Source organism: Candidatus Scalindua japonica, from assembly GCF_002443295.1.
Classification (GTDB): Bacteria; Planctomycetota; Brocadiia; order Brocadiales; family Scalinduaceae; genus Scalindua; species Scalindua japonica.
The window spans coordinates 38,484-62,631 of record NZ_BAOS01000001.1 but is presented as its reverse complement, the minus strand read 5'-3'; the positions used below and the strand labels follow the sequence as shown (position 1 = coordinate 62,631).

At 37.5% G+C, this 24,148-nt stretch carries 20 protein-coding genes and 3 pseudogenes; 9 read left to right on the top strand and 14 right to left on the bottom strand.

Features of this window, described 5'->3' with window-relative positions; all coding sequences use genetic code 11:
* Window positions 1-186: 186 nt before the first annotated feature.
* A complete protein-coding gene (locus tag SCALIN_RS00315) occupies window positions 187-1,419 on the bottom strand; it encodes a hydroxymethylglutaryl-CoA synthase family protein (RefSeq protein WP_096892270.1) in 1,233 nt (410 codons plus the stop codon).
* 1,117 nt (window positions 1,420-2,536) lie between these two features.
* On the opposite strand from SCALIN_RS00315, the gene SCALIN_RS00310 reads away from it, so the two are divergent.
* Together SCALIN_RS00310 and SCALIN_RS00305 are read left to right on the top strand one after the other, a co-directional pair.
* Window positions 2,537-5,299 carry an MMPL family transporter gene (locus SCALIN_RS00310; protein ID WP_096892269.1) on the top strand — a complete coding sequence of 921 codons (2,763 nt, stop codon included), beginning with the start codon at window positions 2,537-2,539 and terminating at the stop codon, window positions 5,297-5,299.
* Window positions 5,300-5,311: 12 nt separating this feature from the next.
* Window positions 5,312-6,064, top strand: a complete 753-nt coding sequence (locus SCALIN_RS00305; protein ID WP_096892268.1) for a 4'-phosphopantetheinyl transferase family protein — start codon at window positions 5,312-5,314, stop codon at window positions 6,062-6,064.
* Between the two features lie 139 nt (window positions 6,065-6,203).
* Here SCALIN_RS00305 and SCALIN_RS00300 read toward each other — a convergent pair whose 3' ends face one another.
* The 4 genes from SCALIN_RS00300 to SCALIN_RS00285 form a co-directional block, all read right to left on the bottom strand.
* Complete coding sequence (locus SCALIN_RS00300; RefSeq protein ID WP_133111553.1) at window positions 6,204-7,625, bottom strand: hypothetical protein; 1,422 nt, start codon at window positions 7,623-7,625, stop codon at window positions 6,204-6,206.
* Between the two features lie 13 nt (window positions 7,626-7,638).
* On the bottom strand, window positions 7,639-7,854 hold the full coding sequence (locus SCALIN_RS00295) for a hypothetical protein (RefSeq protein ID WP_133111552.1): 216 nt from the start codon (window positions 7,852-7,854) through the stop codon (window positions 7,639-7,641).
* 52 nt (window positions 7,855-7,906) lie between these two features.
* The gene (locus tag SCALIN_RS00290; protein ID WP_096892265.1) at window positions 7,907-8,698 is read right to left on the bottom strand and encodes an NYN domain-containing protein; all 792 of its coding nucleotides are present in this window, start codon (window positions 8,696-8,698) and stop codon (window positions 7,907-7,909) included.
* Window positions 8,699-9,049: 351 nt separating this feature from the next.
* A complete protein-coding gene (locus tag SCALIN_RS00285; RefSeq protein ID WP_096892264.1) occupies window positions 9,050-9,247 on the bottom strand; it encodes a hypothetical protein in 198 nt (65 codons plus the stop codon).
* Between the two features lie 4 nt (window positions 9,248-9,251).
* Between SCALIN_RS00285 and SCALIN_RS00280 the strand changes: the two genes are divergently transcribed.
* Window positions 9,252-9,695: a hypothetical protein gene (locus tag SCALIN_RS00280; protein WP_096892263.1), complete on the top strand. Its 444-nt coding sequence runs from the start codon at window positions 9,252-9,254 to the stop codon at window positions 9,693-9,695.
* 161 nt (window positions 9,696-9,856) lie between these two features.
* On the opposite strand, the gene SCALIN_RS22970 is transcribed toward SCALIN_RS00280, so the two are convergent.
* Window positions 9,857-10,108, bottom strand: coding sequence for a hypothetical protein (locus SCALIN_RS22970; protein ID WP_420885407.1), 252 nt, complete (start codon window positions 10,106-10,108; stop codon window positions 9,857-9,859).
* On the opposite strand from SCALIN_RS22970, the gene SCALIN_RS22965 reads away from it, so the two are divergent.
* Window positions 10,035-10,244 (top strand): hypothetical protein, encoded by a 210-nt coding sequence (locus tag SCALIN_RS22965; protein ID WP_230406526.1) that lies wholly within the window; start codon window positions 10,035-10,037, stop codon window positions 10,242-10,244. The genes SCALIN_RS22970 and SCALIN_RS22965 overlap by 74 nt on opposite strands.
* Window positions 10,245-10,425: 181 nt before the next feature.
* Here SCALIN_RS22965 and SCALIN_RS00270 read toward each other — a convergent pair whose 3' ends face one another.
* The 5 genes and pseudogenes from SCALIN_RS00270 to SCALIN_RS00255 form a co-directional block, all read right to left on the bottom strand.
* On the bottom strand, window positions 10,426-12,030 hold the full coding sequence (locus SCALIN_RS00270; RefSeq protein WP_096892262.1) for a hypothetical protein: 1,605 nt from the start codon (window positions 12,028-12,030) through the stop codon (window positions 10,426-10,428).
* A 130-nt stretch (window positions 12,031-12,160) separates the two neighbouring features.
* Window positions 12,161-12,913 carry a nucleotidyltransferase domain-containing protein gene (locus tag SCALIN_RS00265; protein WP_096892261.1) on the bottom strand — a complete coding sequence of 251 codons (753 nt, stop codon included), beginning with the start codon at window positions 12,911-12,913 and terminating at the stop codon, window positions 12,161-12,163.
* Window positions 12,907-13,302, bottom strand: a pseudogene (locus SCALIN_RS23700) (HI0074 family nucleotidyltransferase substrate-binding subunit); the annotation flags it as partial. The pseudogene SCALIN_RS23700 and the gene SCALIN_RS00265, both read right to left, overlap by 7 nt.
* A gap of 30 nt (window positions 13,303-13,332) precedes the next feature.
* A pseudogene (locus SCALIN_RS23695) lies at window positions 13,333-14,082 on the bottom strand (PDDEXK nuclease domain-containing protein); the annotation flags it as partial.
* Window positions 14,083-14,252: 170 nt separating this feature from the next.
* Window positions 14,253-14,780 carry a hypothetical protein gene (locus SCALIN_RS00255; RefSeq protein ID WP_133111549.1) on the bottom strand — a complete coding sequence of 176 codons (528 nt, stop codon included), beginning with the start codon at window positions 14,778-14,780 and terminating at the stop codon, window positions 14,253-14,255.
* A gap of 589 nt (window positions 14,781-15,369) precedes the next feature.
* Between SCALIN_RS00255 and SCALIN_RS00250 the strand changes: the two genes are divergently transcribed.
* Both SCALIN_RS00250 and SCALIN_RS00240 read left to right on the top strand, forming a co-directional pair.
* Window positions 15,370-16,041, top strand: coding sequence for a DNA adenine methylase (locus tag SCALIN_RS00250; protein WP_096892255.1), 672 nt, complete (start codon window positions 15,370-15,372; stop codon window positions 16,039-16,041).
* A 241-nt stretch (window positions 16,042-16,282) separates the two neighbouring features.
* Window positions 16,283-17,002, top strand: a complete 720-nt coding sequence (locus SCALIN_RS00240; protein WP_096892258.1) for an IS66 family transposase — start codon at window positions 16,283-16,285, stop codon at window positions 17,000-17,002.
* Window positions 17,003-17,047: 45 nt separating this feature from the next.
* On the opposite strand, the gene SCALIN_RS00235 is transcribed toward SCALIN_RS00240, so the two are convergent.
* From SCALIN_RS00235 to SCALIN_RS00225, 3 genes and pseudogenes are all read right to left on the bottom strand, one after another.
* Window positions 17,048-17,779 carry a phosphotransferase gene (locus tag SCALIN_RS00235; protein ID WP_096892257.1) on the bottom strand — a complete coding sequence of 244 codons (732 nt, stop codon included), beginning with the start codon at window positions 17,777-17,779 and terminating at the stop codon, window positions 17,048-17,050.
* 234 nt (window positions 17,780-18,013) lie between these two features.
* A pseudogene (locus SCALIN_RS00230) lies at window positions 18,014-18,772 on the bottom strand (PDDEXK nuclease domain-containing protein); the annotation flags it as partial.
* 152 nt (window positions 18,773-18,924) lie between these two features.
* A complete protein-coding gene (locus tag SCALIN_RS00225) occupies window positions 18,925-19,452 on the bottom strand; it encodes a hypothetical protein (RefSeq protein WP_133111549.1) in 528 nt (175 codons plus the stop codon).
* A gap of 589 nt (window positions 19,453-20,041) precedes the next feature.
* On the opposite strand from SCALIN_RS00225, the gene SCALIN_RS00220 reads away from it, so the two are divergent.
* The 3 genes from SCALIN_RS00220 to SCALIN_RS00210 all read left to right on the top strand — a co-directional run bounded on the left by SCALIN_RS00220 (window position 20,042) and on the right by SCALIN_RS00210 (window position 23,709).
* The gene (locus SCALIN_RS00220) at window positions 20,042-20,713 is read left to right on the top strand and encodes a DNA adenine methylase (RefSeq protein ID WP_096892255.1); all 672 of its coding nucleotides are present in this window, start codon (window positions 20,042-20,044) and stop codon (window positions 20,711-20,713) included.
* Window positions 20,714-20,837: 124 nt separating this feature from the next.
* Window positions 20,838-21,674 (top strand): IS66 family transposase, encoded by an 837-nt coding sequence (locus SCALIN_RS00215; RefSeq protein ID WP_162532081.1) that lies wholly within the window; start codon window positions 20,838-20,840, stop codon window positions 21,672-21,674.
* 292 nt (window positions 21,675-21,966) lie between these two features.
* A complete protein-coding gene (locus SCALIN_RS00210; protein WP_096892253.1) occupies window positions 21,967-23,709 on the top strand; it encodes a transposase in 1,743 nt (580 codons plus the stop codon).
* Window positions 23,710-24,148 lie beyond the last annotated feature (439 nt).

Sequence of the window (24,148 nt, the reverse complement as noted above, 5' to 3'; positions counted from 1 at the left end):
AAACAGCTCCTCAATCCGTTCTCGTATACCTGGCTTGGCAAAGCTTATCTTATGCATTGCGGTCTCTTCTTCAAAAGCGCCAGAAAGTTGCTGCCGAAATTTCTTAGACATTTTTTTCTTTAAAAGTTTTATAACTGCAATATGTTTTTCTGGATAACTTAGTTGTACGGCATGCTGCATTAAACGTTAACTTAAACAATATTCTCGATGATAGTTCTTTACCTTTTTCAAAACAAGCAAGCCTTTTCCTTCAATCTGACTTTCATAAAAATCAGAAAATTCAGAAACATCTACAACCTTATCCTTAACCCCAAACATCCACTCCATATTCAAATCCAGAATTTTTTCATATTGTGCCATGTCCAGCTCGTAGCGATTTTCCAGGGCTTGTGTAATTTTCATTTCATTTAATTTCTCTTGAGATCTTTCTGTTATGACACCGCTATAAAATTCAGAACAGCAGCCTGAACCATAGGAAAAAAGTCCTACTCGTTTCGGGTTGTGAAAACTTCCATAGTCAATTAAGCCGCATAATGCCAGAAATAGTGATGCGGAATATCCATTTCCTACCTCTGAACAATAAGCCAGGGAGGGTTTCATACGTTCCTGGAAATCTGAATCTATTGCATCTCTATCCGCTCTTTTGAATTTTCTCATCATATTGCGGTGAGCACCTTTTACCATACCTACAAATGGAGTATGAAATGCCAGATAATTAAAAGTCGATTGAAAATCGACACCACCTACTTTATCTGCATAAGCATTATAACTCCCTTCTAAACAATCCAGATACGATAATAACGATAAGTCATAATCTCCTGTTTCAAGGTCTGGTTCCGGTCGGCAGGAATCCATTATTTCGTACCCATAATACCCATTTGCTCCAAAATCCAGTTCTAATATTACCGGCTCTTCACTCACTAACATAGCGACAGCTACCATTCCCTGAGATGGCTCCGCATAGGTATTCTTTGCGGCTGCCCTTGCAACATCAGTAGAAACAACAACTGCCTTTGCACCTCTGGATGCTTTCGAACAAACAAAATTAGCAGCCATCTGCAAGGCTGCCGTACCAGCATAACAGGCTTGTTTAATTTCAAACAACCTGCATTTTCTTCCCAAACCAAGCTGATCGTGAAGATAGGTACTCAATGACTTCCCAAAGTCTAAACCAGACTCTGTTGATGTAATCAATAATTCGATCTGGCCCTTTTCTTCTTCGCTTAAACTATCAATTATTGGTTTTGCGGCATTCACACCATTTGTCACCGGATCTTCACACGGCAAACCAACTGACTTCTTATTCATCATCAGATTATCAAATCTTTGCAGATCCAATCCCCGAAACTCGAATAATTTTCTAACGTCGATGTACGTCTGTCCTCCATAAGCATTTAATGCTTCTATTCCTACCTCCATCTTCTCCCTTTCATAGTTTTCAAGATTTCAAATATCCTTACAGGAATTCCTGATACGAAACGTTAGATTTATTAAAATTTATTACCCTGGTCCTGGTCTGAACTTTACCTCTCCCACATTATTGTTAACATCTCCTCAAATCGAAAATCAAATGCTATTGGAAGATCATAAGATCGGTGTTTTTGGGTTTTGTATCATAAATTTTTATCTAATTTTATTGGATTTCTGACGATAATAGGGTTAGTATTTCTTCACGCTCCTTTATGATAAGAGAATGTCTGTTAGGGAATTCTTATTAATGGGCAGAACATAAGACTCACACTTTTCATGTACAAAGCAAAGCTTATTGAAACCCATTAAATCACTTTTATATTATTTCAGTTTTCACAAAAGAGGTGTTCAATGAACAAGTTATTGCTCACTTCTTTTATGTTTAAGTATTATCAATAAGACAGGTGGATAAGAGGTGGCCAATATACCCCTGTTTAGAGTTATTTTACGGGGTCATCGCCAATTTATTATTATCAAATTTTAAATGAAAATTACAAGTTAAATCTATTAAATCTTAATTATCAATACAGCAAATTCGCAACCAAATAAAAAATAATGTACTTTTCATGAATGTATAAAACTCTTAACGCATAAACCCCCTAAATAGTTAGAACGCTTTAATATTTAAAAAATTATTTTTGATATAATCCTTCTTATTGAAGAGAATATATTACTGGGGTGTAATTGGGTGAAGAACCACATGGAGCCATTTTCTGATATGTACAGGTAAAATGAACAATTATTTATCCGGTTTTTTTTAATATTTATACATACCTTTATAACAGCAGGGAGAATAATAATGAAAAAGCTTTCGTACCTTATCCTGGTATTGCCTATTTGTCTGCATACTGCCTATGCTGAAATGACAGGCAAAGAGATTATGGAAAAGAAAAAAACAGAACGAGTTGAACTATGAACAATCAACCACTGATATGTTGCTCACAAACAAAAAAATGCCGTACATTAAACTGGATAATAACTAACAGAACCTTAATAGAAGATTCGAGACTTAGTAAGGTTTTGATTAAATTTTCTCCACCCGGAGGACATTGAAAAAGCAAATACCATGAAAGCAATAATGACATCAATTATCAGACACCCATTTATCTGTATAGCCATTCTGGTTGCGATGACAACACTGGCTTCCATACCGATACCCCGACTTATCATAGATCCTTCTGGTGAAGGCATGATGATTTCTGGAGATCCAGACAAGGAGTATTATGAAAACACAAAAGAAATATTTGGTGATGACATCCTCATTACTGTCTCCATAGCCAGTGACAATATCTTTCAGGAACAAATCCTCCAGAGTATCGAAAATATCTCAGACAATATAAGCAATATAACACTGGATATAAATGAAAATAACGTTGAAGTTGTAACGCGAGTCATCAGCTTGAGCACGGTAACAAATATTATTGAAAGAGATGGCTATTTAGATACAAGCAAGCTGATTGAATATATACCGTCAGAACTCAGTGAATTAGAAGAAGTTAAAAAAAACGCGCTACAAAATGAAACCTTCCTGAATGATATTATTTCAAGAGATGGTAAAACGGCTGCAGTTAATGCTTATATTCAAGCCGGTCCTCAAGGATATATCACTTACAATCACGAAATTACAACCAGAATTCAGGATATTATTGACATTGAAAGTGAACGGTTACAAGAGCTTGGTATTGATGCTGAAATTTTCCAGATTGGTATCCCATTTATAAAAGTCAATATTACCAAATTTCTGAAAGGAGATATCAGTAAGCTACTCCCTATCTGCCTGTTTGTTTCTCTTATTATTTTCTGGTTCTCCTTCCGTTCGATAATCGCCGTGATAGTACCTGTAATTACCGGTATTATCAGCATAATATGGACACTTGGTTTTATGGCTTTTATGGGATATCCAATCAATGTGGTATCTAATATTATTCCTCTCTTACTTATCGTTGTCGGGTGTACTGAAGATATTCATATGCTTTCAGAATATTCTTATCAATTGAAGTCGGGTAATGAAAAATCTAAAGCAATTATCAACATGGCCATGAAATGCGGTCTAGCTATATTTCTCACTTCCTTAACAACTATTTTAGGTTTCACGGCATTAACCATAAATAAAATCACCATGTTGAAAGATTTTGGTATTTGTACAACCGTTGGATTAACATGTAACTTCGTGGTAACAATTCTGTTTATACCGAGTTTTCTGCAGTGGACAAAGGTTCCGAAAAGTTTTATAGAAAAGCAGAGAAAAGGACGATCTCTTTCGTTGGAACCCTTAGCAAGGTCCTTATGTCGTGTAGCAATCAGCAAGAGAATCTACATGATAATAGGCACTATCGTAGTAATGATACTGGCTGTTATCGGGACGTTGAAAGTTAAAACGGATGCTGATTACGTGAATTTCTTCAAAAAAGAATCAGAAATCCGAGTGAGATTGGACAAACTGCATTCCCAGATTGCCGGAGGGAAAAGCTTCTTGATTGTTATCGATACCGGACAGGAAGATGGAATTAAAAATCCGAAAATAATGAATGCTATTGCAAATCTCCAGGATTTCCTGAATCAGAGATTCGATAAGACAATATCAGTAGCTGATTATATCAAAATTATGCATCGCGAAATGAATGAAGGAAGCAAGGAGTATTTCAAGATCCCTGATTCAAAAGATTTAATTTCTCAATATCTATTAATGATAGGAGGTGATGATCTTGAACGGGTACTCGAATCAACGTATTCACAGGCCTGTATCGTTGTCAGGCATAATGTTACGGGATCGTGGGAAGTGAACAAACATCTGACCGCAATAGAGGAAATGAGCAGAAAACTTTTCCCAAAATACGTTCAGGTGAAAATGACCGGAACTAATATCCTTGACAATAAAGCAGCAGACTACATGTCTGAAGGTCAGGCAATAAGCCTGGGGATGGCAGTAGTTTTTGTTTTTATAATCATTTCTTTTGTCTTTTTATCACCGATAGTAGGATTACTGGCGTTGATACCAAATATGATTCCCATCCTTTTGAACTTTGGCATCATGGGCTGGTTTGGTATTCCATTGAATCCTTCAACTTCTATCATAGCCGTGATAGCACTTGGTATTGCTATTGATGACACCATACATCTGATGGTTCGTTTTCATAAAGATCTGAAGAGTACAAATGACCAGAAAAAAGCGATGATGCACACAATCAGAAACGAAATACTTCCTGTTATGTCTACCTCAATTGCTTTAGCTCTAGGATTCAGTATTATGATTTCATCAAATTTTGTTCCTTCAATCTTTTTTGGCTTATTAACTGCAATAGTGATGTTGATAGCCCTTGTAAGCGATCTTTTTGTGACTCCTGCTCTATTACTCTCTACTCAACTTGTTTCATCCTGGGATATACTGAAAATCAAGATCAATGAGGAGTTGACGAGAGTGAGCCCTTTACTCCAGGGGCTGAAACCATTTGAAATAAAAAAAGTAGCGCTACTTGGTGTAATAACTGAATATAAAAACAATGAATATATTATCAGGAAAGGAGAACACAGTAAAGAGATGTATTTGATCCTTGATGGAAATATTGAAGTAACTATCCGGGACAAAGATAAATTAATAAAAAGCCTTCAGAGAGGAGATATCTTTGGTGAAATGGCATATGCAACAGGAGAGGCGAGAACTGCCGATGTAATTGCCAAAGGGCCTGTTGAAGTCCTTAAAATTAATGACAAGAGCTTGAATAATGTTAAATTAAGATACCCAAAAATAGCTGCCAGGATTTTCTATAATATATCTCGTATTTTAAGTCAACGGCTTAAAGACACAACAAAGGAATGGGCAGTAAAGTAATATCCCTTAATCATGATACCAAAGCAACCTTCAACATTAAGCCTGTGCGTCGAAAATGAAAAAGTTACTGCCTGTCTGGCAGGAATCCATTCACGAGAATATACAAACGTCCTGAAGAACGTAAAAGATATACTGCACCCGGAAGAATTAGATTACTTTTCAGGTCTGAAATATGAGCGCCGGAAATTAAGTTATTTACTGGGCCGTTATGCGGCAAAAGTTGCAGCCTCAGATTATTTAAATGATAAAAAATTAACGAAAATTGAGATATTTTCCGGACTTTTTAATCAACCTGTTGTGAGGCACTTATCCTTTGATACTCCGGATGTAACTATAAGTCATTGTGATGACATAGCAGTAGCAATAGCCTTTAGTCCATGTAAAATTATGGGTCTGGACATTGAGTATATCGCGGAAGAAAAACTGTCAGTGTTTGAAACCCAGTTAACTGAATCAGAAAAGCATATGACCAGTAAAGAATTTGATACTGTTGCCGCAGGTGCTGTCTGTATCTGGACGATTAAAGAGGCATTATCGAAAGCAATTAAATGCGGATTTACGGTCCCCTTTAAAATTTTAGAATTAAAAAAGATAACTCCTGTAAATGATAGCGCTTATTTATCTGAATTTAAGAATTTCAAACAATACAAATCCATTTCGGTAATATTTTACCCTTATATTTTATCAATAGTTTTACCATGTAAGATGATGGTCAATACCACTACCAGCAGTATGCTGTCATACTTTAATCAATTAGTTTACTAACGCCAGACAACTGTTGTCATAAAGTTCCCGCCCATCTGATAATACTGGCAACCCTGACCGGAAAACATGAAAACAATAGGATTATTCATTGCAGTAAATGTCTTAAAACGGAAATAGATATTATTATAATAAGATGCAGTTAAAAGTACTGGGTAAACATAATGAACAACCGATCATTTTGTCTCCATCTGCCAAAAAATGTATCCTTATGCCCTGAAATGATGTCAACTCCCGCTTCACATTTAGTATTCTCAAATAATTTGTGGCTGAATAAAGGGCGAATATAACTGTCATCATCACCAAGATTTATTGCACCGGAAACCTTAAACTTTGTATTTTCAGAAAATTTGAAATTAATGTTAGCTAAAACCGAGTTTTTAAAAGGTCTGAAATAATCACCGGATCCGGAAAACTCATTATTTGATATTTTTTCGTCAAAAATAGCCTCACCGGCATACTCCAGGACAACCATTGCTTCTTCAAGAAATCCGAATAGTATATCATAAAAAGTGTAATTGATACCGGCCACATACTCGACGTAATCATCGTCCATCTTATCTCCATCCGTCATATGTCCTGCCACCTCTCCATGAATTTCGAGTGAATTAAATGTGGTAGAGAAATCAAAGCCGTATTCACGGCAGTGCGGATAATCTCGGAAGAGCGTGAGTCTGGGTGGCAACCCTAATAACAAAGTTGATAAATCCAAGTCACTACGGAGCACACCGACCTGTTGAATCCCATCATAATAACTTAGCGAAAAATCCCAACCTTCAAGTAACGTGCTTGTACTTATCCTGATTGCAAATTGAGAATTATCAATATTATTCACAGGGGATTTCTCACTTCCGGGAATCACTGTTACCGTTGCGCCACTACTGTTTTCTAACGCATCAGTTATATCGCCAACCCAGCGATTATCAGTATCCGGCAGTCGTGATGAAGAAAACAGAGGCGCAAAAACCAGATTAGCATTGAACAAATCATGTGAATAATTTAAAGAAACGGATGGTAATCCGATCTTTTCTGCAGTCGGAATATCAGTAAAATCAAACGAATTTATATTATTCGTGGGATTGTAACCATCCGCTGTACCCCACTCATATATCATTTTACCAAATGATATATCGAATCTGTCGGTACTATATGTCAGAAAAGCCTCATTAACATTTAACATAAATCTGTCTACATCTGTTTCATTTGGTTCATCAATTACACCCGTTGCCCAGCTGACATTATCAAAACGAAATCGTGGAATGACAGAATAGGTAATGCTGTCGCCAATACTACCGGTAATATCTAAATTAAGATCAAATTCAAATCGATAGCGATCCGTATCCTGTTCTCCTGTCTCTTCCTGTTCACCATTATGAAAATGATCAAATAAATTTAATTTGAGTTTACCGTTTATGTTCGTAAAAAACTCTTTGAGATCTTTTCCGATAGAAACGTCAGACGCATGCTCCAATGTGTCGATTGACTCATCTGCATATAAATAAGTTACCACCATCCATAAACTTAAAAAAGTACAAAGAGCCAGGACAATTGGTTTATTTTTCATAATAAGCAGGATATCATTTATTTCTGGATGCAGGATCAAATGGGAGAGTTTTTTCTTCTTCAATCTCTTTACGAACTCCTGGTGCAAGTTCAGAAAGAGATTCCTGAGAATTGGAAAAAGATACTTCCCATCTCTTCTCATCTTTTAATTTTTCCAGAACAATGGCAGCAATGGCATCCTGAGATGATTCAGGCAGTTTAGAGGCCCGTTTATAAATGCTTTTTCTCATAAGTTTGGTCATAAGTATCGATTTTATTTAAAAAGATTGTAGCAAAGAGAGCTTATACAGTTTTCTTAATAACTGATCGAGGTTTGACACCAGTTACTCTTATATGCTTTTCTTTATTCTTGACGAATATAAGTTTGTTCCTGCTTTTAGGATTTTCTCGTTGTTCTAATTCATAATTACCAATAGATTTAATTAATGGTGTTAACTTTTCAAATCCGTAATTTCTTGAATCGAAATTAGGTTGTTTTTTTAGCAATAAGCCGCCCACATCCCCAAGGAAAGCCCAACCGTCTTCATCTGAAAGATCAGATATAGTTGAGGATATTAAATTAATTTCTCTACTAGTAATTTTGTCAATACTTTCTTTGGTTTTGTCTTTTCCGATGGAATCTTCTTTCTTCTCAGATTGTTTTCTAATTATTTCTATATAAATAAATTTATCACATGCCACTATAAAGGGATTAGGAGTCTTTTTTGCCCCTATGCCTATTACCTGCATTCCTGCTTCTCTTAATCGAGTTGCTAATCTCGTAAAATCACTGTCACTTGAAACCAGACAAAATCCATTAACTTTTTCTGAATAAAGAATATCCATTGCATCAATTATCATAGCTGAATCTGTTGCATTTTTTCCAGTGGTGTATCCGTATTGTTGGACGGGCGTTATTGCATTTTGAAGTAGTAGGTTTTTCCACCTTGTTAAATGCGGTTTTGTCCAGTCTCCGTAGATTCTTTTTATTGTCGGGTTGCCATACTTAGCTATTTCCTCCATCATTTCTTTTACATGTCCTGACGGTATATTGTCACCATCAATCAACACTGCTAACTTTAAATTTTTTTCCATTTTATTCCTTTATGATTTTTCCTGTTCGTGCATATTCTTCTTATTTATTTTATGTATAACGCCACTCTATTGCATTGACGTCCAGAAAGGCAAGATTATTACTTGTGGAAAAGCAGTTCTGGGACTTATCAATCAATATTTATAACTTACGGAAAAACACCGTTTTACTTTTTTTTGCTTATTGTATTTGAAATTAGTTAATTGTTTTTTTTTACAGATTTCATGTGTAATTGTTTTAAGCTGGCTCCTTCGTTTCTACGAAAATTAATTGATCGGGGTTTTCCCCATATTTTGTATCGTTGTGATTTTAATAGTATATCTGAATTGTTTCAAGTGTATTCTTTATGTAAACTATCCTGATGCAATAGTATGCTTAATATCAAAATAGTACAATTTATGATTAATTTCCGGCGGTAATTTACTTCCTTTTATACACTCCGCATACAAAACGTCCACTAATCGACCATTATTTGATCTTAGCTCTCTGGCCTCAGCAAATAATCTTAAGAAATCCCCTTTAGAGACTTCAATCAGGCGTGAATCAAGCACCGTTATGGTTTTCTCTCAGAATCCGTTTAGAACAAGCCAATTTCAAACAGAACTTAACCTACATGGCATCGGGGCAAACGTTGTTCCACAAACAAACAACGTGCAATTAGACGCAAATCATCTCTCATCATATGCGGCTGTCAAAATTGAACGTACTGAACCAGTGGTAAAAATTGAACAACCTAAACTTCCAAATCAGAGCTGTAGAAATGTTTTACCGGTTGGTATGGGACTTCTACCAGCCAATGTTCCAGGTCTGAAAACATACTGGGATTTTAATTTAGAAAGAGTTAAACAGGGATCTAGTATAAACGATAAGGTACACTCTCGTTTCTGGTTTTACCCTGTTCTTTCAAGCGTCTCCGTGCGAGAAGTATTAAGTCCTGGAACTGCTGAATCTGAATTCATATCTTCAATGTTTAGAGACTTTAATGAAAAGTATTCATAGAATAAACCAACAGAATTTACTTTGGATTTTATGTAATATGTAGTATCCATCGGGAAAAAGTTTTTGAATATATAAATAACTTTTCCAAGAGTACCTTTTCTACCAATTACAATCCCAGGGCCTTCTACTAAAAAATCTGAATGATATCCGACTACACCGCTTTAGCCAACTACCGGAAAACCCTTTCCTGTTCTAATCTCTTCTTTAAGACCTTTTCCGTAAACAAGCTGTATCACATCTCCTAATTGTCCATCCTCCCAATCCTCCAGCGCTTCCTCCCCGCCTGTGCCGTTGCTACGGCGGGCAGGCACAAACCACTGTCTGAAGAGCGTTTCTGCCATGGCTTCGAGGGTTTTGTTCTGGCGGTGGAGCAGGTCTATTTTGTCGTCGAGACTGGAAAGGACAGAGGCGATGGCTTTTTGTTCGGGGAGAGGAGGAAGAAGAATATCTAAATTCTCAATATCAGATGGCTTCTATGAAGGATATGCAGAGGTGGACCCATCCGCAATAGCATCTAATATTTCGACAATTTCGGTAGAAGTTAGATAATAGAGCCTCCGCATAAACTCGCACGAAAAGCGCTTGATGCAAAAATTTTTTTCAATCGTACTTCAAAATTACGTTAAAAGAAGACAGTATAAAACTGCACAGCACCAACAATGGAGATAATTTGCAAATTTGAAAACACCTCTCCTACGGTTTTTTGTTTTTTACTTTAAAAATCACCAATTTAATTCTGTAACAACAGATGAAAAGCAATCATCGTCTTGTCCAGGTATGCCTGAAACGCAAGATTCCCTCTCTTGCTTAAACGATCATCACCAATATCACACTTCAAGCGCTTTATCATCCGCTCAACTGAAGGACGACGTGTCATTATTGCCTTGAATCTCTTTGCCATTGGAGGATCTTCCGTGTCTATGTGGGGTAATAACCCAAATGATATATTAATCATCCTGCCAGTTAACGAATTGGGACAACACTCTACCTGATGCAAGCATGTTGAACACACCGGTTCACCATCTGTATCCGTTGGCGCATGGTAAATGAATTTTTCTTTTTCATAACGCATTCCTTTGTAATCCATCTCATGGCCACCATTGCATATTACCACACCATACGGCGTTATCTTCTCCATGCCACGCGGCAAACCATCTGTTATTCCATTCTTGCGCCTTGGATTTAAAGATGCCTTTAATTCTAAGCCGAGTTTGTCCATAAACTTATCTTTCAAATCTCTGCTATCACACGCGCTATCATACAACGCTCTTTTAACCGATTCTTCAATCACCGGATATGTATCAAATACCTTTTCTACATGTGGAAAATATGTCTCTCCATCATGTGTCGGTCCATCCAACACTGCTCTTGCATCCAGAGGCACGCCTTGACGTGGAAAACCTACAATACTTGCTTTGTGCCCCCAATACATCTTTGTTATGGATTTCACGATTGTCCCCGCTCCTTCATCTGCCAATACCCAGTCATGTTCACACTTGTCTCTGTCCTGACAGCGACACCTCTTAGTCAGCTTTGATTGCGACTTCTTCTGCTCCTTACCATCTTCGTCCTTATACTTTACTGTCTCAAACCCTGAATATGCATAATAGTGAGTTGTATCTCCTACTACTTCCTTTTCTATTTTAATCGCACCTGTCTCTATGTTCTCAGTTACCAGCGCAATCTTCATCTTATCCCATAGCCCCCACTCACTCATGATCTGGTCAAATTGCTGCAGTTTACGCTCACTTGGTATATGCCTGCTACAATACTCATCCCTTTCCCCCTTCGGTGCAAATCCACATACTCGCACAAAACTCGGATTACTCTTCAATAACATGGACACTTTTTCCGGCTCGCACGGAAATCCCATTAGAGCTGTACCCAAAAAACTTTTTAACAACGCAAAAAAACATTTTGGCCTCTTACCTCCCAATCGAAATGGCACTACCCCGGGAGATATACTCAGGGGACTTACCATCCGCTGCTTTGATTCAGCCGCTACTTCATAAAGCACATCACCTCTCTTCTCCTTGTCAACTTGCATTGTTGCTCTATTAAACAAAAGCTCCTGTCTTGCATCTTCTTTGCTCTGAGATAATACTACTTGCTTTTGGGGTTGATTTTTCAGCCTCTTTCTCTCTTCTCGTTTATTAAATTCATAAAGTGCATCGTAGTACTCAGCACCGAAATTACGGTGTTTCTCCCAGGGAAAATAATATAAAGCCCGAAACCATTCCGCATCTGGTGTATTAAGCAGTACTTTGTCATCTTCGTGAACAGTGTGAATTAGTAGCGGTTTTTGGTTGATTTGAATTTGTGATATTGGTAGCATTCTAGCGTGTCCTTTCTTGTATAGTAGTTTGTGTTATTGTGTGACTTCTATTATACAAGTTGGGCACCGTATTTTGTAATTCTACTATTGGATTTTGTAAATTATTTCACAAAACCCTTTAAAATACGGCTTACTGGCTCGTTGGCACATTATTCTTGTCGCTCCTTTTACAAAATATTGCCTCTAACTCTCTATCCGCAATAGCATCTAATATTTCGACAATTTCGGTAGAAGTTAGATAATAGTATATAAATAATGATTCTGCTAAATTCGTTTTGATTTCTATCACGGAAAACCCTGTTGAAACCACAACGTTCGGAGGTGGGTTTGTAATAAAGCCGTAATGCCTTTGAATCTGCCTTACTGTTGAATAGACAATGTCATTATGCTTTACGAGTCTTTTTGCGCTACCTGGCGCATCTTCCAATAAAAGCTCTTGGAAAGAATTAATCTTGCCGCAGGTTATTGACCCGGTATCTAAATATTGAATAGTGTTATAGGGATAATCTTTATTTATACTTTGGACATTTGATAAAATTACCGCCCCAAGTCTACACTCCTTCCAACCTTCCAATTCCGATTTATTCTGCAATACCACATACTTTTCACGGATTTTATTCTTACATTTTTCAGGTATCTTTTCCCAAGACATAATATCAATGGAAAAAGGCAGATCACTTTCGGCAAACTCTTCCTTCAGTTCTCCCAGTTTCACGGTATTAACCTCAAAAACCACTAAATTAAGATCAGAAAATTGGCTTGCTGTCCAATTGACCCGTGAACCATAAGCCCACACGGTTTTATATACGATATGCCGTTTAAGAATTTTTTTAATGAGCTTCAGATGTTCCGGTTCAACATCAATGAGGCTTTCTTTTACCATGGTTCCTTTGACATCAACTTATACAGTTCAATCGCATCACTGATAAAATCTCCTGTTTTTTCCAGGGTAGCCATAAACTTCTCTTCACTATAGTCGTGAGCGGTGTCAATCCTCGCCTGTGTGTACTCAAACCAGTTTTCAACTTCCTCAATAATATTGTTTTCATAGGCTAAACGGAAAATCGGTTTAGGGCTATTAGGCGTCACTACTCCTACCTCTTCTTCCAGATACTTTTTCAGGTGTTTCCAGAGGGTGTCATAACAGGTTTCAAACCGTTGCACAACCGATTCACTTATTGCGTCCTTATCCAGATCTGAGAGATATTCACGCTCATTCATCGATAAATAGTTCTCGTACTGCTGCTCAAGGTGTTGTAATGAATTCTTTAGTTTATCATATTCAGTCATCGTTTTTTTATCTCCACTCAATTCAGCCTCGATTTCTTCAATACTTGGCAGAGAAGACTTGAATTCGTCAGGCAGGTTCTTTGTGATTATGTATTCACTCACTCCAATCGGTTTATGGACGTCTTTCAGAGCATATTCAACCACCGTATCATTTTTTGATTTGCAGATGAGGATACCGATAGTAGCGTTATCCTGTTCTGACTTTAAGATTTCGTCAACAGCGGATACATAAAAATTAAGCTTTCCGGCGAATTCCGGTTTAAATTTAACAGACTTCTGTTCCACCACCACATAGCAATGTAACTTCACATGATAAAACAGCAGATCAATAAAAAACTCATCACCGGAGACCTCCAGCTTGTATTGTTGACCGATGTAAGAAAAGCCGGCCCCCAGCTCCAGTAAGAATCTGGTAACATGGTTTACGAGGGCGTCCTCCAGCTCTTTTTCGTTATGTTTTTCTGTTAATGTGAGAAAGTCAAAATTATAGGGATCATTCAGGGTTTCCCTGGCTAAATCCGACTGAGGCGTCGGCAACGTTACCTCAAAATTGGTTATGGATTTGCCTCCCCGTTTGAAGAGATTGCTTTCAATGTGATGAGTTAATACAGACCTTGACCAGTTGTTCTGAATTGTTTTTTGAAGATAGAAGAAAGCTTCATCAGGATCTTTACACTTTGATATGATGACAATATTGTGTCCCCACGGGATTTGTGTCAAATGGCTTACAGGTTGTTGGCTTTTTTCAATTTCCAATTGCGAAACAGGTTGTTTCGCAATTATTTCCTTATGATGGTAAAGTTGTTAATACGGAAATTTCTGAGATTAAGAGAAAAAGGAGAATACAGTACTTAATCAATATTTTTGAATTACAGTAGCGTCGGAATTAACAGGCGGCGCAGCTTTTGCGATGTCCAAGTCGAATTGTTTTGTTAGATTTCGTTATTTGCAGGAATGACCTTACTCGCTCTCCATTGGCCTACCTTAGAGTGATTAGTTCTCTTTCCCAAGATGGCAACTTCTACTTGGCACAATTGTCCAGAAGGAACTAGGCATGAACAAGAAAACTCTGTTTCCTCTCCTGGGCTAAGCCGAATAAAAGGTGATGATTTGCTTCTAGCACCCCAGTTTATTAATTTTCTATCTTTTTTGCAAATTGTTTCAGACAAGAAACTGCGTCTATCTAACCCCAGTAAAGGAACTTCAATTGTATCTTCACCCATATCATACTTCACTTGGGCATCATGAAGTTCTAAGCTACCCCTGTCACCTTTTTTAAATTTGACAATCGTAACCAAAGTGTCTTTTTCACTGTCTGGCTTTCCAGGACTCCTAAAACATTCCAATGAAATAGAGAGATTTGTAATTAAATATCCTGTAACTAGTTTGTATAGAAAGAATCCACCTGCTGAAAACAGTGCAAAAATTTGAACAATATCCTTCATATATTCTGTCTTCATACTTTTAGTTTATTCCAGATTATTATCTTAAGGCAAGATTACTACTTTGTGGAAAAGCAGTTCTGAAACTTATAAATCAATATTTTTAGTTACGGTAAAACACCGTTTTACTTTTTTATATTTTTGTTTATTGTATTTGAAGTTAGATAAATAGTTTTTCAAAGTTGTTTTAATTTTATTATTACAAAAAAAAGGAAGACATAAGCGGCAACTTATGTCCTCCGGTTCATTATTCCCATTCACCAATGAAAAAGAATAACAACAATAGCTTAGTTAAAATTAATAATATATCAACTAAAAAAACCAGTGTTGAGTACGCCCACAAAGCGCACGCAAACACTGGTTTTTTTTGGTTTCAGAATGGTGAACCCTTATGACTTGATACTAAGAAGTAATTGGCACCCGGTTTTTTAAGTTGTTGAAATAACAGAATTTACAATCTGGCCATTGTAGATATTCGGTAAGCCCATCATTTTTATCTTCATAAGATATTTCCCTCCCCCTTCAAGTAAGCCCAATCTAATTAATTTTTTTTATATATGCAAAATATCATCTTGACATTCACCTCTTTTTCGGTGATACTGCATGTATGAACTACCCAGGCGGAAAAGGTGGAGTATATCATAAGCTTATTAATCTAATGCCTCCCCATGAAATATACATAGAAGCGCATTTAGGTGGTGGAGCAGTAATGCGTCATAAGTATCCAGCAAAGCGTAATATTGGCATAGAGATTGACTCCGAAGTAATACAAATGTGGAATGATAAGAAAGCAATAGATTTTGAACTGATCCATGATGATGCAGTTAATTTTCTAAGAAGCTATGAGTTCACAGGTAAGGAATTGGTATATTGCGACCCTCCGTATCTTCGAGAGACAAGAAAGAAATATGCTCGGATATACAAATATGAATACACTCTGGAACAACACATCAAACTTTTAGAAGTGATAAAATCCCTGCCATGCATGGTAATGATATCCGGTTACGAATCAAAACTATATACAGAGTCTTTAAAGGGGTGGCATAGTCATTCTTATAAAGCAGGTTGCCATCATGGGGTAGCGACTGAATGGGTATGGATGAACTATCCTCCACCGGTAGAACTACACGACTATCGTCATTTGGGCAACGGCTTTCGAGAACGTGAACGAATAAAGAAGAAGTCAAACCGATGGGTTGCCAAACTTAAATCAATGCCTGTTTTGGAACGTCAGGCTTTACTCTCAGCCATACATGCCACCAGGGAACAAAACGAATAATTATTATTTTACTTTTAAGGTGATGTAACGTTTCTTAAAGTGCTGCCTTTTTTTAATAACAAATATTCAATGTTAGAAATAAATACTGAATCTCAATCCGCTTTCTCGCATCCCCCTGCGGGTTGTGATTGGCGTGTATGTCAGTCCCAAAGGGAATTCAATATCCTTTCAAATGAAAAATCTTACTGGAAAGCCCAGTTTGAAAGGAGTAAAAAGAAAAATGCAGAATTAATCAAAGAAAATGAAATCCTTTAAAGCCAAGTTGGCTTTAAGAGAGAAACAGCTTTTCGGCAGAAAGGGAGAAAAAGGAAATAAAAACGGTCCCGAGAAGGGCGATAAAAAAGGCAAGCGAGGGCAAAGGAAAGGAACAAAAGGACATGGCAGGCGAAGCCACAAAGGCTTACCGGTTGTAGAAAAAGAATATGATTTAGCTGAAGATGAAAAGTATTGTAAAAAATGCGGACTTTCCTTCAATGAATTTCCCGGTACAGAAGATTCCGAAGAGGTGGAATATGAAGTTCTAATTTATCGTAAAGTACATAAAAGAAGAAGATACACTCCTACATGCAGTTGTAACTGCAACCCTGGTATTATTACAGCAAAAGGGCCGGATAAGCTTATATCGGGAGGTGGCTACGCAATATCTTTTTGGATAAAAGTGTTTTTAGATAAATATCGTTGGCAGACGCCAACTAATAGATTGAGAGAGGAGTTGGAGAAGTTTCAATTATTTGTCTCACAGGGATCCATTACCGGAGGGTTTCAATTTATTTCCGGTTTGCTAAAACCCATTGAAGATGAAATTATTAATAAAAACAAAACAGAGACCCATTGGCATTGCGATGAGACCCGTTGGACACCGATTTTCACAGTCTCTGAAATAATCATAATAATTCCCAAAATTTTTCTGTTTCCAACACTGTATATTTTCTACCCCTTTGCTTATTTTTTTGCATCTTGATTTTAGTGTAACACTGTGTGGCCTTTGTAAAACAGGGCTTTCGCCCTATTGCAATAAATCTTTATTCGGCCTTCGCCTCTTTTTTTTTATCTCCGACCACCAGACGTATTGAAAATCTACCGCTGCAACCTCCTGTCCATCTGATGAAAAACAGAAGTTAGCCAGTTTGGCATCACCATGGACAAAGGTTTGATAGGGACTCGCACGCAGTTTCTGGTCGATCAGAGTGGAGGCCTGTTTGAGATCAAGATCCTCCAGCACTTCGAGTTCATCGGGACGAGTATCCAGGTGCCAATAGGTACCCATCGGCCAAAGCCCCGCGGGCTCTCTGCCCATAAAGATGGAATGAAAGTTTGCCAGCCATTTAAGACATACCTGCATCTCGATCATGGTGACTGAATCTTTGCGAGCAGGAAAACCGCTGGCATCCAGATCTTCAAGTACCATAAGAAACTCATCTTGAGATGATTCAAGGAGGAGGCTCTGGGGGACGGGGCAGCCGTCATCACAGAGCTTAGCCCAGTCGCGGTACCAGGTAGTTTCAACCTGGTAGGACCGGATCTTACGCTGATGAGAAAGGTCGGTATTCCAACCGCGGGGATGCATACCTTGGTCTGGCAGCTTGACATATTTGATCACAACGCTGTTTCTCTTACCCTCCTTTAGGCCATAGCGCATGATCTTGCCGTAACCACTCCAGAGTGTTTGAATATCTTCGATCTTGAAGATATCGGTTCCAACCGCTTTACGAGTAATCTCTTGAAAATTTTCGTTCATGCTTAGGGCCCAGGAAAAAATAACAAGTTATTTCTTTCCTGGGCCATTCGTGTAGTGAGAGTGATGGGAATAAAGTGTGTGAACCTTCAAGTGATCCAAATTTTTCCCCTCATAATCTAAACTTCTGATTTGTCCTGATGTTGAAGCTCAGCGACGCGGTTTGTCTGTCTCCGCTGCGGTGTCTTGTTCACCCTTTTTGAGGTGTTGTTGTTGCCTCGGGCTAAGCCACTCAATTCAGCCCTCGATTTCTTCAATACTTGGCAGAGAAGACTTGAATTCGTCAGGCAGGTTCTTTGTGATTATGTATTCACTCACTCCAATCGGTTTATGGACGTCTTTCAGAGCATATTCAACCACCGTATCATTTTTTGATTTGCAGATGAGGATACCGATAGTAGCGTTATCCTGTTCTGACTTTAAGATTTCGTCAACAGCGGATACATAAAAATTAAGCTTTCCGGCGAATTCCGGTTTAAATTTAACAGACTTCTGTTCCACCACCACATAGCAATGTAACTTCACATGATAAAACAGCAGATCAATAAAAAACTCATCACCGGAGACCTCCAGCTTGTATTGTTGACCGATGTAAGAAAAGCCGGCCCCCAGCTCCAGTAAGAATCTGGTAACATGGTTTACGAGGGCGTCCTCCAGCTCTTTTTCGTTATGTTTTTCTGTTAATGTGAGAAAGTCAAAATTATAGGGATCATTCAGGGTTTCCCTGGCTAAATCCGACTGAGGCGTCGGCAACGTTACCTCAAAATTGGTTATGGATTTGCCTCCCCGTTTGAAGAGATTGCTTTCAATGTGATGAGTTAATACAGACCTTGACCAGTTGTTCTGAATTGTTTTTTGAAGATAGAAGAAAGCTTCATCAGGATCTTTACACTTTGATATGATGACAATATTGTGTCCCCACGGGATTTGTGTCAAATGGCTTACAGGTTGTTGGCTTTTTTCAATTTCCAATTGCGAAACAGGTTGTTTCGCAATTATTTCCTTATGATGGTAAAGTTGTTAATACGGAAATTTCTGAGATTAAGAGAAAAAGGAGAATACAGTACTTAATCAATATTTTTGAATTACAGTAGCGTCGGAATTAACAGGCGGCGCAGCTTTTGCGATGTCCAAGTCGAATTGTTTTGTTAGATTTCGTTATTTGCAGGAATGACCTTACTCGCTCTCCATTGGCCTACCTTAGAGTGATTAGTTCTCTTTCCCAAGATGGCAACTTCTACTTGGCACAATTGTCCAGAAGGAACTAGGCATGAACAAGAAAACTCTGTTTCCTCTCCTGGGCTAAGCCGAATAAAAGGTGATGATTTGCTTCTAGCACCCCAGTTTATTAATTTTCTATCTTTTTTGCAAATTGTTTCAGACAAGAAACTGCGTCTATCTAACCCCAGTAAAGGAACTTCAATTGTATCTTCACCCATATCATACTTCACTTGGGCATCATGAAGTTCTAAGCTACCCCTGTCACCTTTTTTAAATTTGACAATCGTAACCAAAGTGTCTTTTTCACTGTCTGGCTTTCCAGGACTCCTAAAACATTCCAATGAAATAGAGAGATTTGTAATTAAATATCCTGTAACTAGTTTGTATAGAAAGAATCCACCTGCTGAAAACAGTGCAAAAATTTGAACAATATCCTTCATATATTCTGTCTTCATACTTTTAGTTTATTCCAGATTATTATCTTAAGGCAAGATTACTACTTTGTGGAAAAGCAGTTCTGAAACTTATAAATCAATATTTTTAGTTACGGTAAAACACCGTTTTACTTTTTTATATTTTTGTTTATTGTATTTGAAGTTAGATAAATAGTTTTTCAAAGTTGTTTTAATTTTATTATTACAAAAAAAAGGAAGACATAAGCGGCAACTTATGTCCTCCGGTTCATTATTCCCATTCACCAATGAAAAAGAATAACAACAATAGCTTAGTTAAAATTAATAATATATCAACTAAAAAAACCAGTGTTGAGTACGCCCACAAAGCGCACGCAAACACTGGTTTTTTTTGGTTTCAGAATGGTGAACCCTTATGACTTGATACTAAGAAGTAATTGGCACCCGGTTTTTTAAGTTGTTGAAATAACAGAATTTACAATCTGGCCATTGTAGATATTCGGTAAGCCCATCATTTTTATCTTCATAAGATATTTCCCTCCCCCTTCAAGTAAGCCCAATCTAATTAATTTTTTTTATATATGCAAAATATCATCTTGACATTCACCTCTTTTTCGGTGATACTGCATGTATGAACTACCCAGGCGGAAAAGGTGGAGTATATCATAAGCTTATTAATCTAATGCCTCCCCATGAAATATACATAGAAGCGCATTTAGGTGGTGGAGCAGTAATGCGTCATAAGTATCCAGCAAAGCGTAATATTGGCATAGAGATTGACTCCGAAGTAATACAAATGTGGAATGATAAGAAAGCAATAGATTTTGAACTGATCCATGATGATGCAGTTAATTTTCTAAGAAGCTATGAGTTCACAGGTAAGGAATTGGTATATTGCGACCCTCCGTATCTTCGAGAGACAAGAAAGAAATATGCTCGGATATACAAATATGAATACACTCTGGAACAACACATCAAACTTTTAGAAGTGATAAAATCCCTGCCATGCATGGTAATGATATCCGGTTACGAATCAAAACTATATACAGAGTCTTTAAAGGGGTGGCATAGTCATTCTTATAAAGCAGGTTGCCATCATGGGGTAGCGACTGAATGGGTATGGATGAACTATCCTCCACCGGTAGAACTACACGACTATCGTCATTTGGGCAACGGCTTTCGAGAACGTGAACGAATAAAGAAGAAGTCAAACCGATGGGTTGCCAAACTTAAATCAATGCCTGTTTTGGAACGTCAGGCTTTACTCTCAGCCATACATGCCACCAGGGAACAAAACGAATAATTATTATTTTACTTTTAAGGTGATGTAACGTTTCTTAAAGTGCTGCCTTTTTTTAATAACAAATATTCAATGTTAGAAATAAATACTGAATCTCATCCGCTTTCTCGCATCCCCCTGCGGGTTTGTGATTTGGCGTGTATGTCAGTCCCAAAGGGAATTCAATATCCTTTCAAATGAAAAATCTTACTGGAAAGCCCAGTTTGAAAGGAGTAAAAAGAAAAATGCAGAATTAATCAAAGAAAATGAAATCCTTAAAGCCAAGTTGGCTTTAAGAGAGAAACAGCTTTTCGGCAGAAAGGGAGAAAAAGGAAATAAAAACGGTCCCGAGAAGGGCGATAAAAAAGGCAAGCGAGGGCAAAGGAAAGGAACAAAAGGACATGGCAGGCGAAGCCACAAAGGCTTACCGGTTGTAGAAAAAGAATATGATTTAGCTGAAGATGAAAAGTATTGTAAAAAATGCGGACTTTCCTTCAATGAATTTCCCGGTACAGAAGATTCCGAAGAGGTGGAATATGAAGTTCTAATTTATCGTAAAGTACATAAAAGAAGAAGATACACTCCTACATGCAGTTGTAACTGCAACCCTGGTATTATTACAGCAAAAGGGCCGGATAAGCTTATATCGGGAGGTGGCTACGCAATATCTTTTTGGATAAAAGTGTTTTTAGATAAATATCGTTGGCAGACGCCAACTAATAGATTGAGAGAGGAGTTGGAGAAGTTTCAATTATTTGTCTCACAGGGATCCATTACCGGAGGGTTTCAATTTATTTCCGGTTTGCTAAAACCCATTGAAGATGAAATTATTAATAAAAACAAAACAGAGACCCATTGGCATTGCGATGAGACCCGTTGGACACCGATTTTCACAGTCTCTGAAATAATCATAATAATTCCCAAAATTTTTCTGTTTCCAACACTGTATATTTTCTACCCCTTTGCTTATTTTTTTGCATCTTGATTTTAGTGTAACACTGTGTGGCCTTTGTAAAACAGGGCTTTCGCCCTATTGCAATAAATCTTTATTCGGCCTTCGCCTCTTTTTTTTTATCTCCGACCACCAGACGTATTTTGTAAAAATTAGGGTTGTAATTTGATGAATAAATATATATACTGATTATTATAAATATGCCAGAATTTATTCTTTTCGGCAATAGCATACACCAAATAGCCTGTATTTACGCTATTGTAGCAGTACGGACAGTTGTCTATTGCTATTATTTACAGTATTTATTAATCATAATTGGGCCCTAATGAAAGAATGCCTTGACCTTGTAGAATATTTTAAAAACCCTCCTTCACAACGACAGAAACAGTACGATGCCATACGTGCTATTGTCCTTGAAAAGCAATCAGTTGAAATGGTTGCAAAAAAATATCATTACAAACGCAGCACGATCTACGCTTTGCTAAGAGATGCAAAAGCGAGAAAAATAGAACTTTTTCCTGTTGTGCAAAAAGGACCACAGCACAAACGAACTCCCTCTGACGTGCAGAAAAAAATCATTGCCTATAGAAAACAAAGGCTTTCAACCCCTGATATTCAATTCCGTTTAACACAAGATGGCATTGATTTGTCAGTAAGCACAGTAGAGCGTATTTTAAAACAAGCCGGCTTTGGCAAGTTAAAGCGTAGAACGAACAAGGAGCTCGGAAAGACTCGTGATGGAAAGATCATAGCGGAACGCACGCAAGAGTTAAATTTTACTGAGCTTGAGAAATTCCATGTTGACTGTCCCAGTGTGGGGGTATTCTTTTTTATCCCCTATATTTTAGAATCCGGCATACTGGATTTAATAAAAGAGTGTAAACTACCCGAATCAAGCGATATTGGAGCAACTCAAGCCTGTTTATCAATGTTACTTCTCAAATTAATAGGCGGCAAACGGCTCAGCCATATTGGCTCTTATGATAAAGAACCGGGGTTAGGGGTTTTTGCCGGGTTAAACATCCTCCCGAAACCTACGTATATGTGTACATACTCTTGTCGTTGTTCTGAACAACAGTTAATGGACTTACAACAAAAAGTCGTATCGCTTTTTCATAAAAAGTATCCTGTATTTTATGGAAACGGGTTCATTAATCTGGATTTTCACTCAATCCCACATCATGGAGATGAATCAGAAATGGAAAAGGTTTGGTGCGGAGCGAAAGGCAAAACGATGAAAGGGGCTAATACAATTTTTGCTTCTGATGGTATTAGCAATGCCATTGTGTATACGAGGGCAGATGTATTACGCAGGGAAGAGGCCAATGAGATTAATAAATTTGTAGAGTACTGGAAAAGCATAAAAGAGAATGTTGCGGAAACACTGGTTTTCGATTGTAAATTTACAACATATAGGATACTCGATGATCTGACACAGAGGAAGGTGAAGTTTGTAACTCTGCGGAAACGTTATGCCAGATTGATAAAAGAAACCAGGGAGTTGCCCAGAGGGGTTTGGAAAAAGATTTACGTGCCTATTCCAAAGCGAAAATATAAAAGAGTATCAGTTTATGAGAGCCAGCTCAGGTTAAAGGATTGCAAAAACTCATTTCGTCAAATAATAGTAAAAGATCATGGCCGCAGCGAGCCTACTTTTATTTTGACAAACAATACGGAATTGCCCCTTCAAAGTATTTTGGAGGTGTATGCGAAACGTTGGAGGATAGAAAACAAGCTTGCACAGTTAGTGGCGTTTTTCAATCTTAACGCCCTCTCTTCACCACTGATGATTCGGATACATTTTGATATTTTATGGTCAATGATAGCAGATACATTCTATCACAGGTTAGCAAATGATTTACGAAGATTTGAAAATAATCTTGCACCTACAATCTTTAAGAAATTTATTGATGTGCCCGGCAGGGTAGTCTATGATGGCAATAAGTTTTTGATCAAAATAAGAAAAAGAAGTCACACTCCTGTGCTGCTTGGGGTAGAAAAATTACAATCGCCTTTTCACGTGCCATGGCTTAATGGAAAAACTATAGAAATTATTTGGACTGCTTGATTAGGGGAATATTGTGATTATTTTAGAGCCTGTGAAAATCGGTGTTTAAAGCATTAACAACATCATGTTCGTGCCCCTCTCTTAAAATATCTTCTCGAAGTTTAAAACTTGTAGGATATTCAAAAGGAGCACTTGCACCTGCGCCTAATATGAATAATGTTTTTGTTTTAATCATTTTGTTAAAATTATTGTGATGATATTCAGTATGACCGATATATAGCTTTTAGTGAATCAAGAAAGTTCATATATTTTACCTCCCTGTAAAAATAACTTAATTTATGAAAAGCATACTTATCATTTGATGAAGTACATATTATGTACGGTAGGAAATCTTGTAAACTGTATCATTTCTGAGGTTTATAATACTCAGGAATGTATCTAAATCAAGAGGAAACTTAAACATCGGGACACATAAAGATATTACAGGTGAAGTGAGGTT

What these genes read in the sequence shown, in the direction of transcription:
- SCALIN_RS00300 (WP_133111553.1), bottom strand. Translation starts at nt 7,625, where the DNA reads ATGAAAAATAAACCAATTGTCCTGGCTCTTTGTACTTTTTTAAGTTTA.
- SCALIN_RS00255 (WP_133111549.1), bottom strand. Translation starts at nt 14,780, where the DNA reads ATGAAGACAGAATATATGAAGGATATTGTTCAAATTTTTGCACTGTTT.
- SCALIN_RS00240 (WP_096892258.1), top strand. Translation starts at nt 16,283, where the DNA reads ATGAAATCCTTTAAAGCCAAGTTGGCTTTAAGAGAGAAACAGCTTTTC.
- SCALIN_RS22965 (WP_230406526.1), top strand. Translation starts at nt 10,035, where the DNA reads ATGGCTTCGAGGGTTTTGTTCTGGCGGTGGAGCAGGTCTATTTTGTCG.
- SCALIN_RS00210 (WP_096892253.1), top strand. Translation starts at nt 21,967, where the DNA reads ATGAAAGAATGCCTTGACCTTGTAGAATATTTTAAAAACCCTCCTTCA.
- SCALIN_RS00280 (WP_096892263.1), top strand. Translation starts at nt 9,252, where the DNA reads ATGGTTTTCTCTCAGAATCCGTTTAGAACAAGCCAATTTCAAACAGAA.
- SCALIN_RS00290 (WP_096892265.1), bottom strand. Translation starts at nt 8,698, where the DNA reads ATGGAAAAAAATTTAAAGTTAGCAGTGTTGATTGATGGTGACAATATA.
- SCALIN_RS00305 (WP_096892268.1), top strand. Translation starts at nt 5,312, where the DNA reads ATGATACCAAAGCAACCTTCAACATTAAGCCTGTGCGTCGAAAATGAA.
- SCALIN_RS00315 (WP_096892270.1), bottom strand. Translation starts at nt 1,419, where the DNA reads ATGGAGGTAGGAATAGAAGCATTAAATGCTTATGGAGGACAGACGTAC.
- SCALIN_RS00265 (WP_096892261.1), bottom strand. Translation starts at nt 12,913, where the DNA reads ATGGTAAAAGAAAGCCTCATTGATGTTGAACCGGAACATCTGAAGCTC.
- SCALIN_RS00295 (WP_133111552.1), bottom strand. Translation starts at nt 7,854, where the DNA reads ATGAGAAAAAGCATTTATAAACGGGCCTCTAAACTGCCTGAATCATCT.
- SCALIN_RS00220 (WP_096892255.1), top strand. Translation starts at nt 20,042, where the DNA reads ATGAACTACCCAGGCGGAAAAGGTGGAGTATATCATAAGCTTATTAAT.
- SCALIN_RS00310 (WP_096892269.1), top strand. Translation starts at nt 2,537, where the DNA reads ATGAAAGCAATAATGACATCAATTATCAGACACCCATTTATCTGTATA.
- SCALIN_RS00270 (WP_096892262.1), bottom strand. Translation starts at nt 12,030, where the DNA reads ATGCTACCAATATCACAAATTCAAATCAACCAAAAACCGCTACTAATT.
- SCALIN_RS00250 (WP_096892255.1), top strand. Translation starts at nt 15,370, where the DNA reads ATGAACTACCCAGGCGGAAAAGGTGGAGTATATCATAAGCTTATTAAT.
- SCALIN_RS00235 (WP_096892257.1), bottom strand. Translation starts at nt 17,779, where the DNA reads ATGAACGAAAATTTTCAAGAGATTACTCGTAAAGCGGTTGGAACCGAT.
- SCALIN_RS00225 (WP_133111549.1), bottom strand. Translation starts at nt 19,452, where the DNA reads ATGAAGACAGAATATATGAAGGATATTGTTCAAATTTTTGCACTGTTT.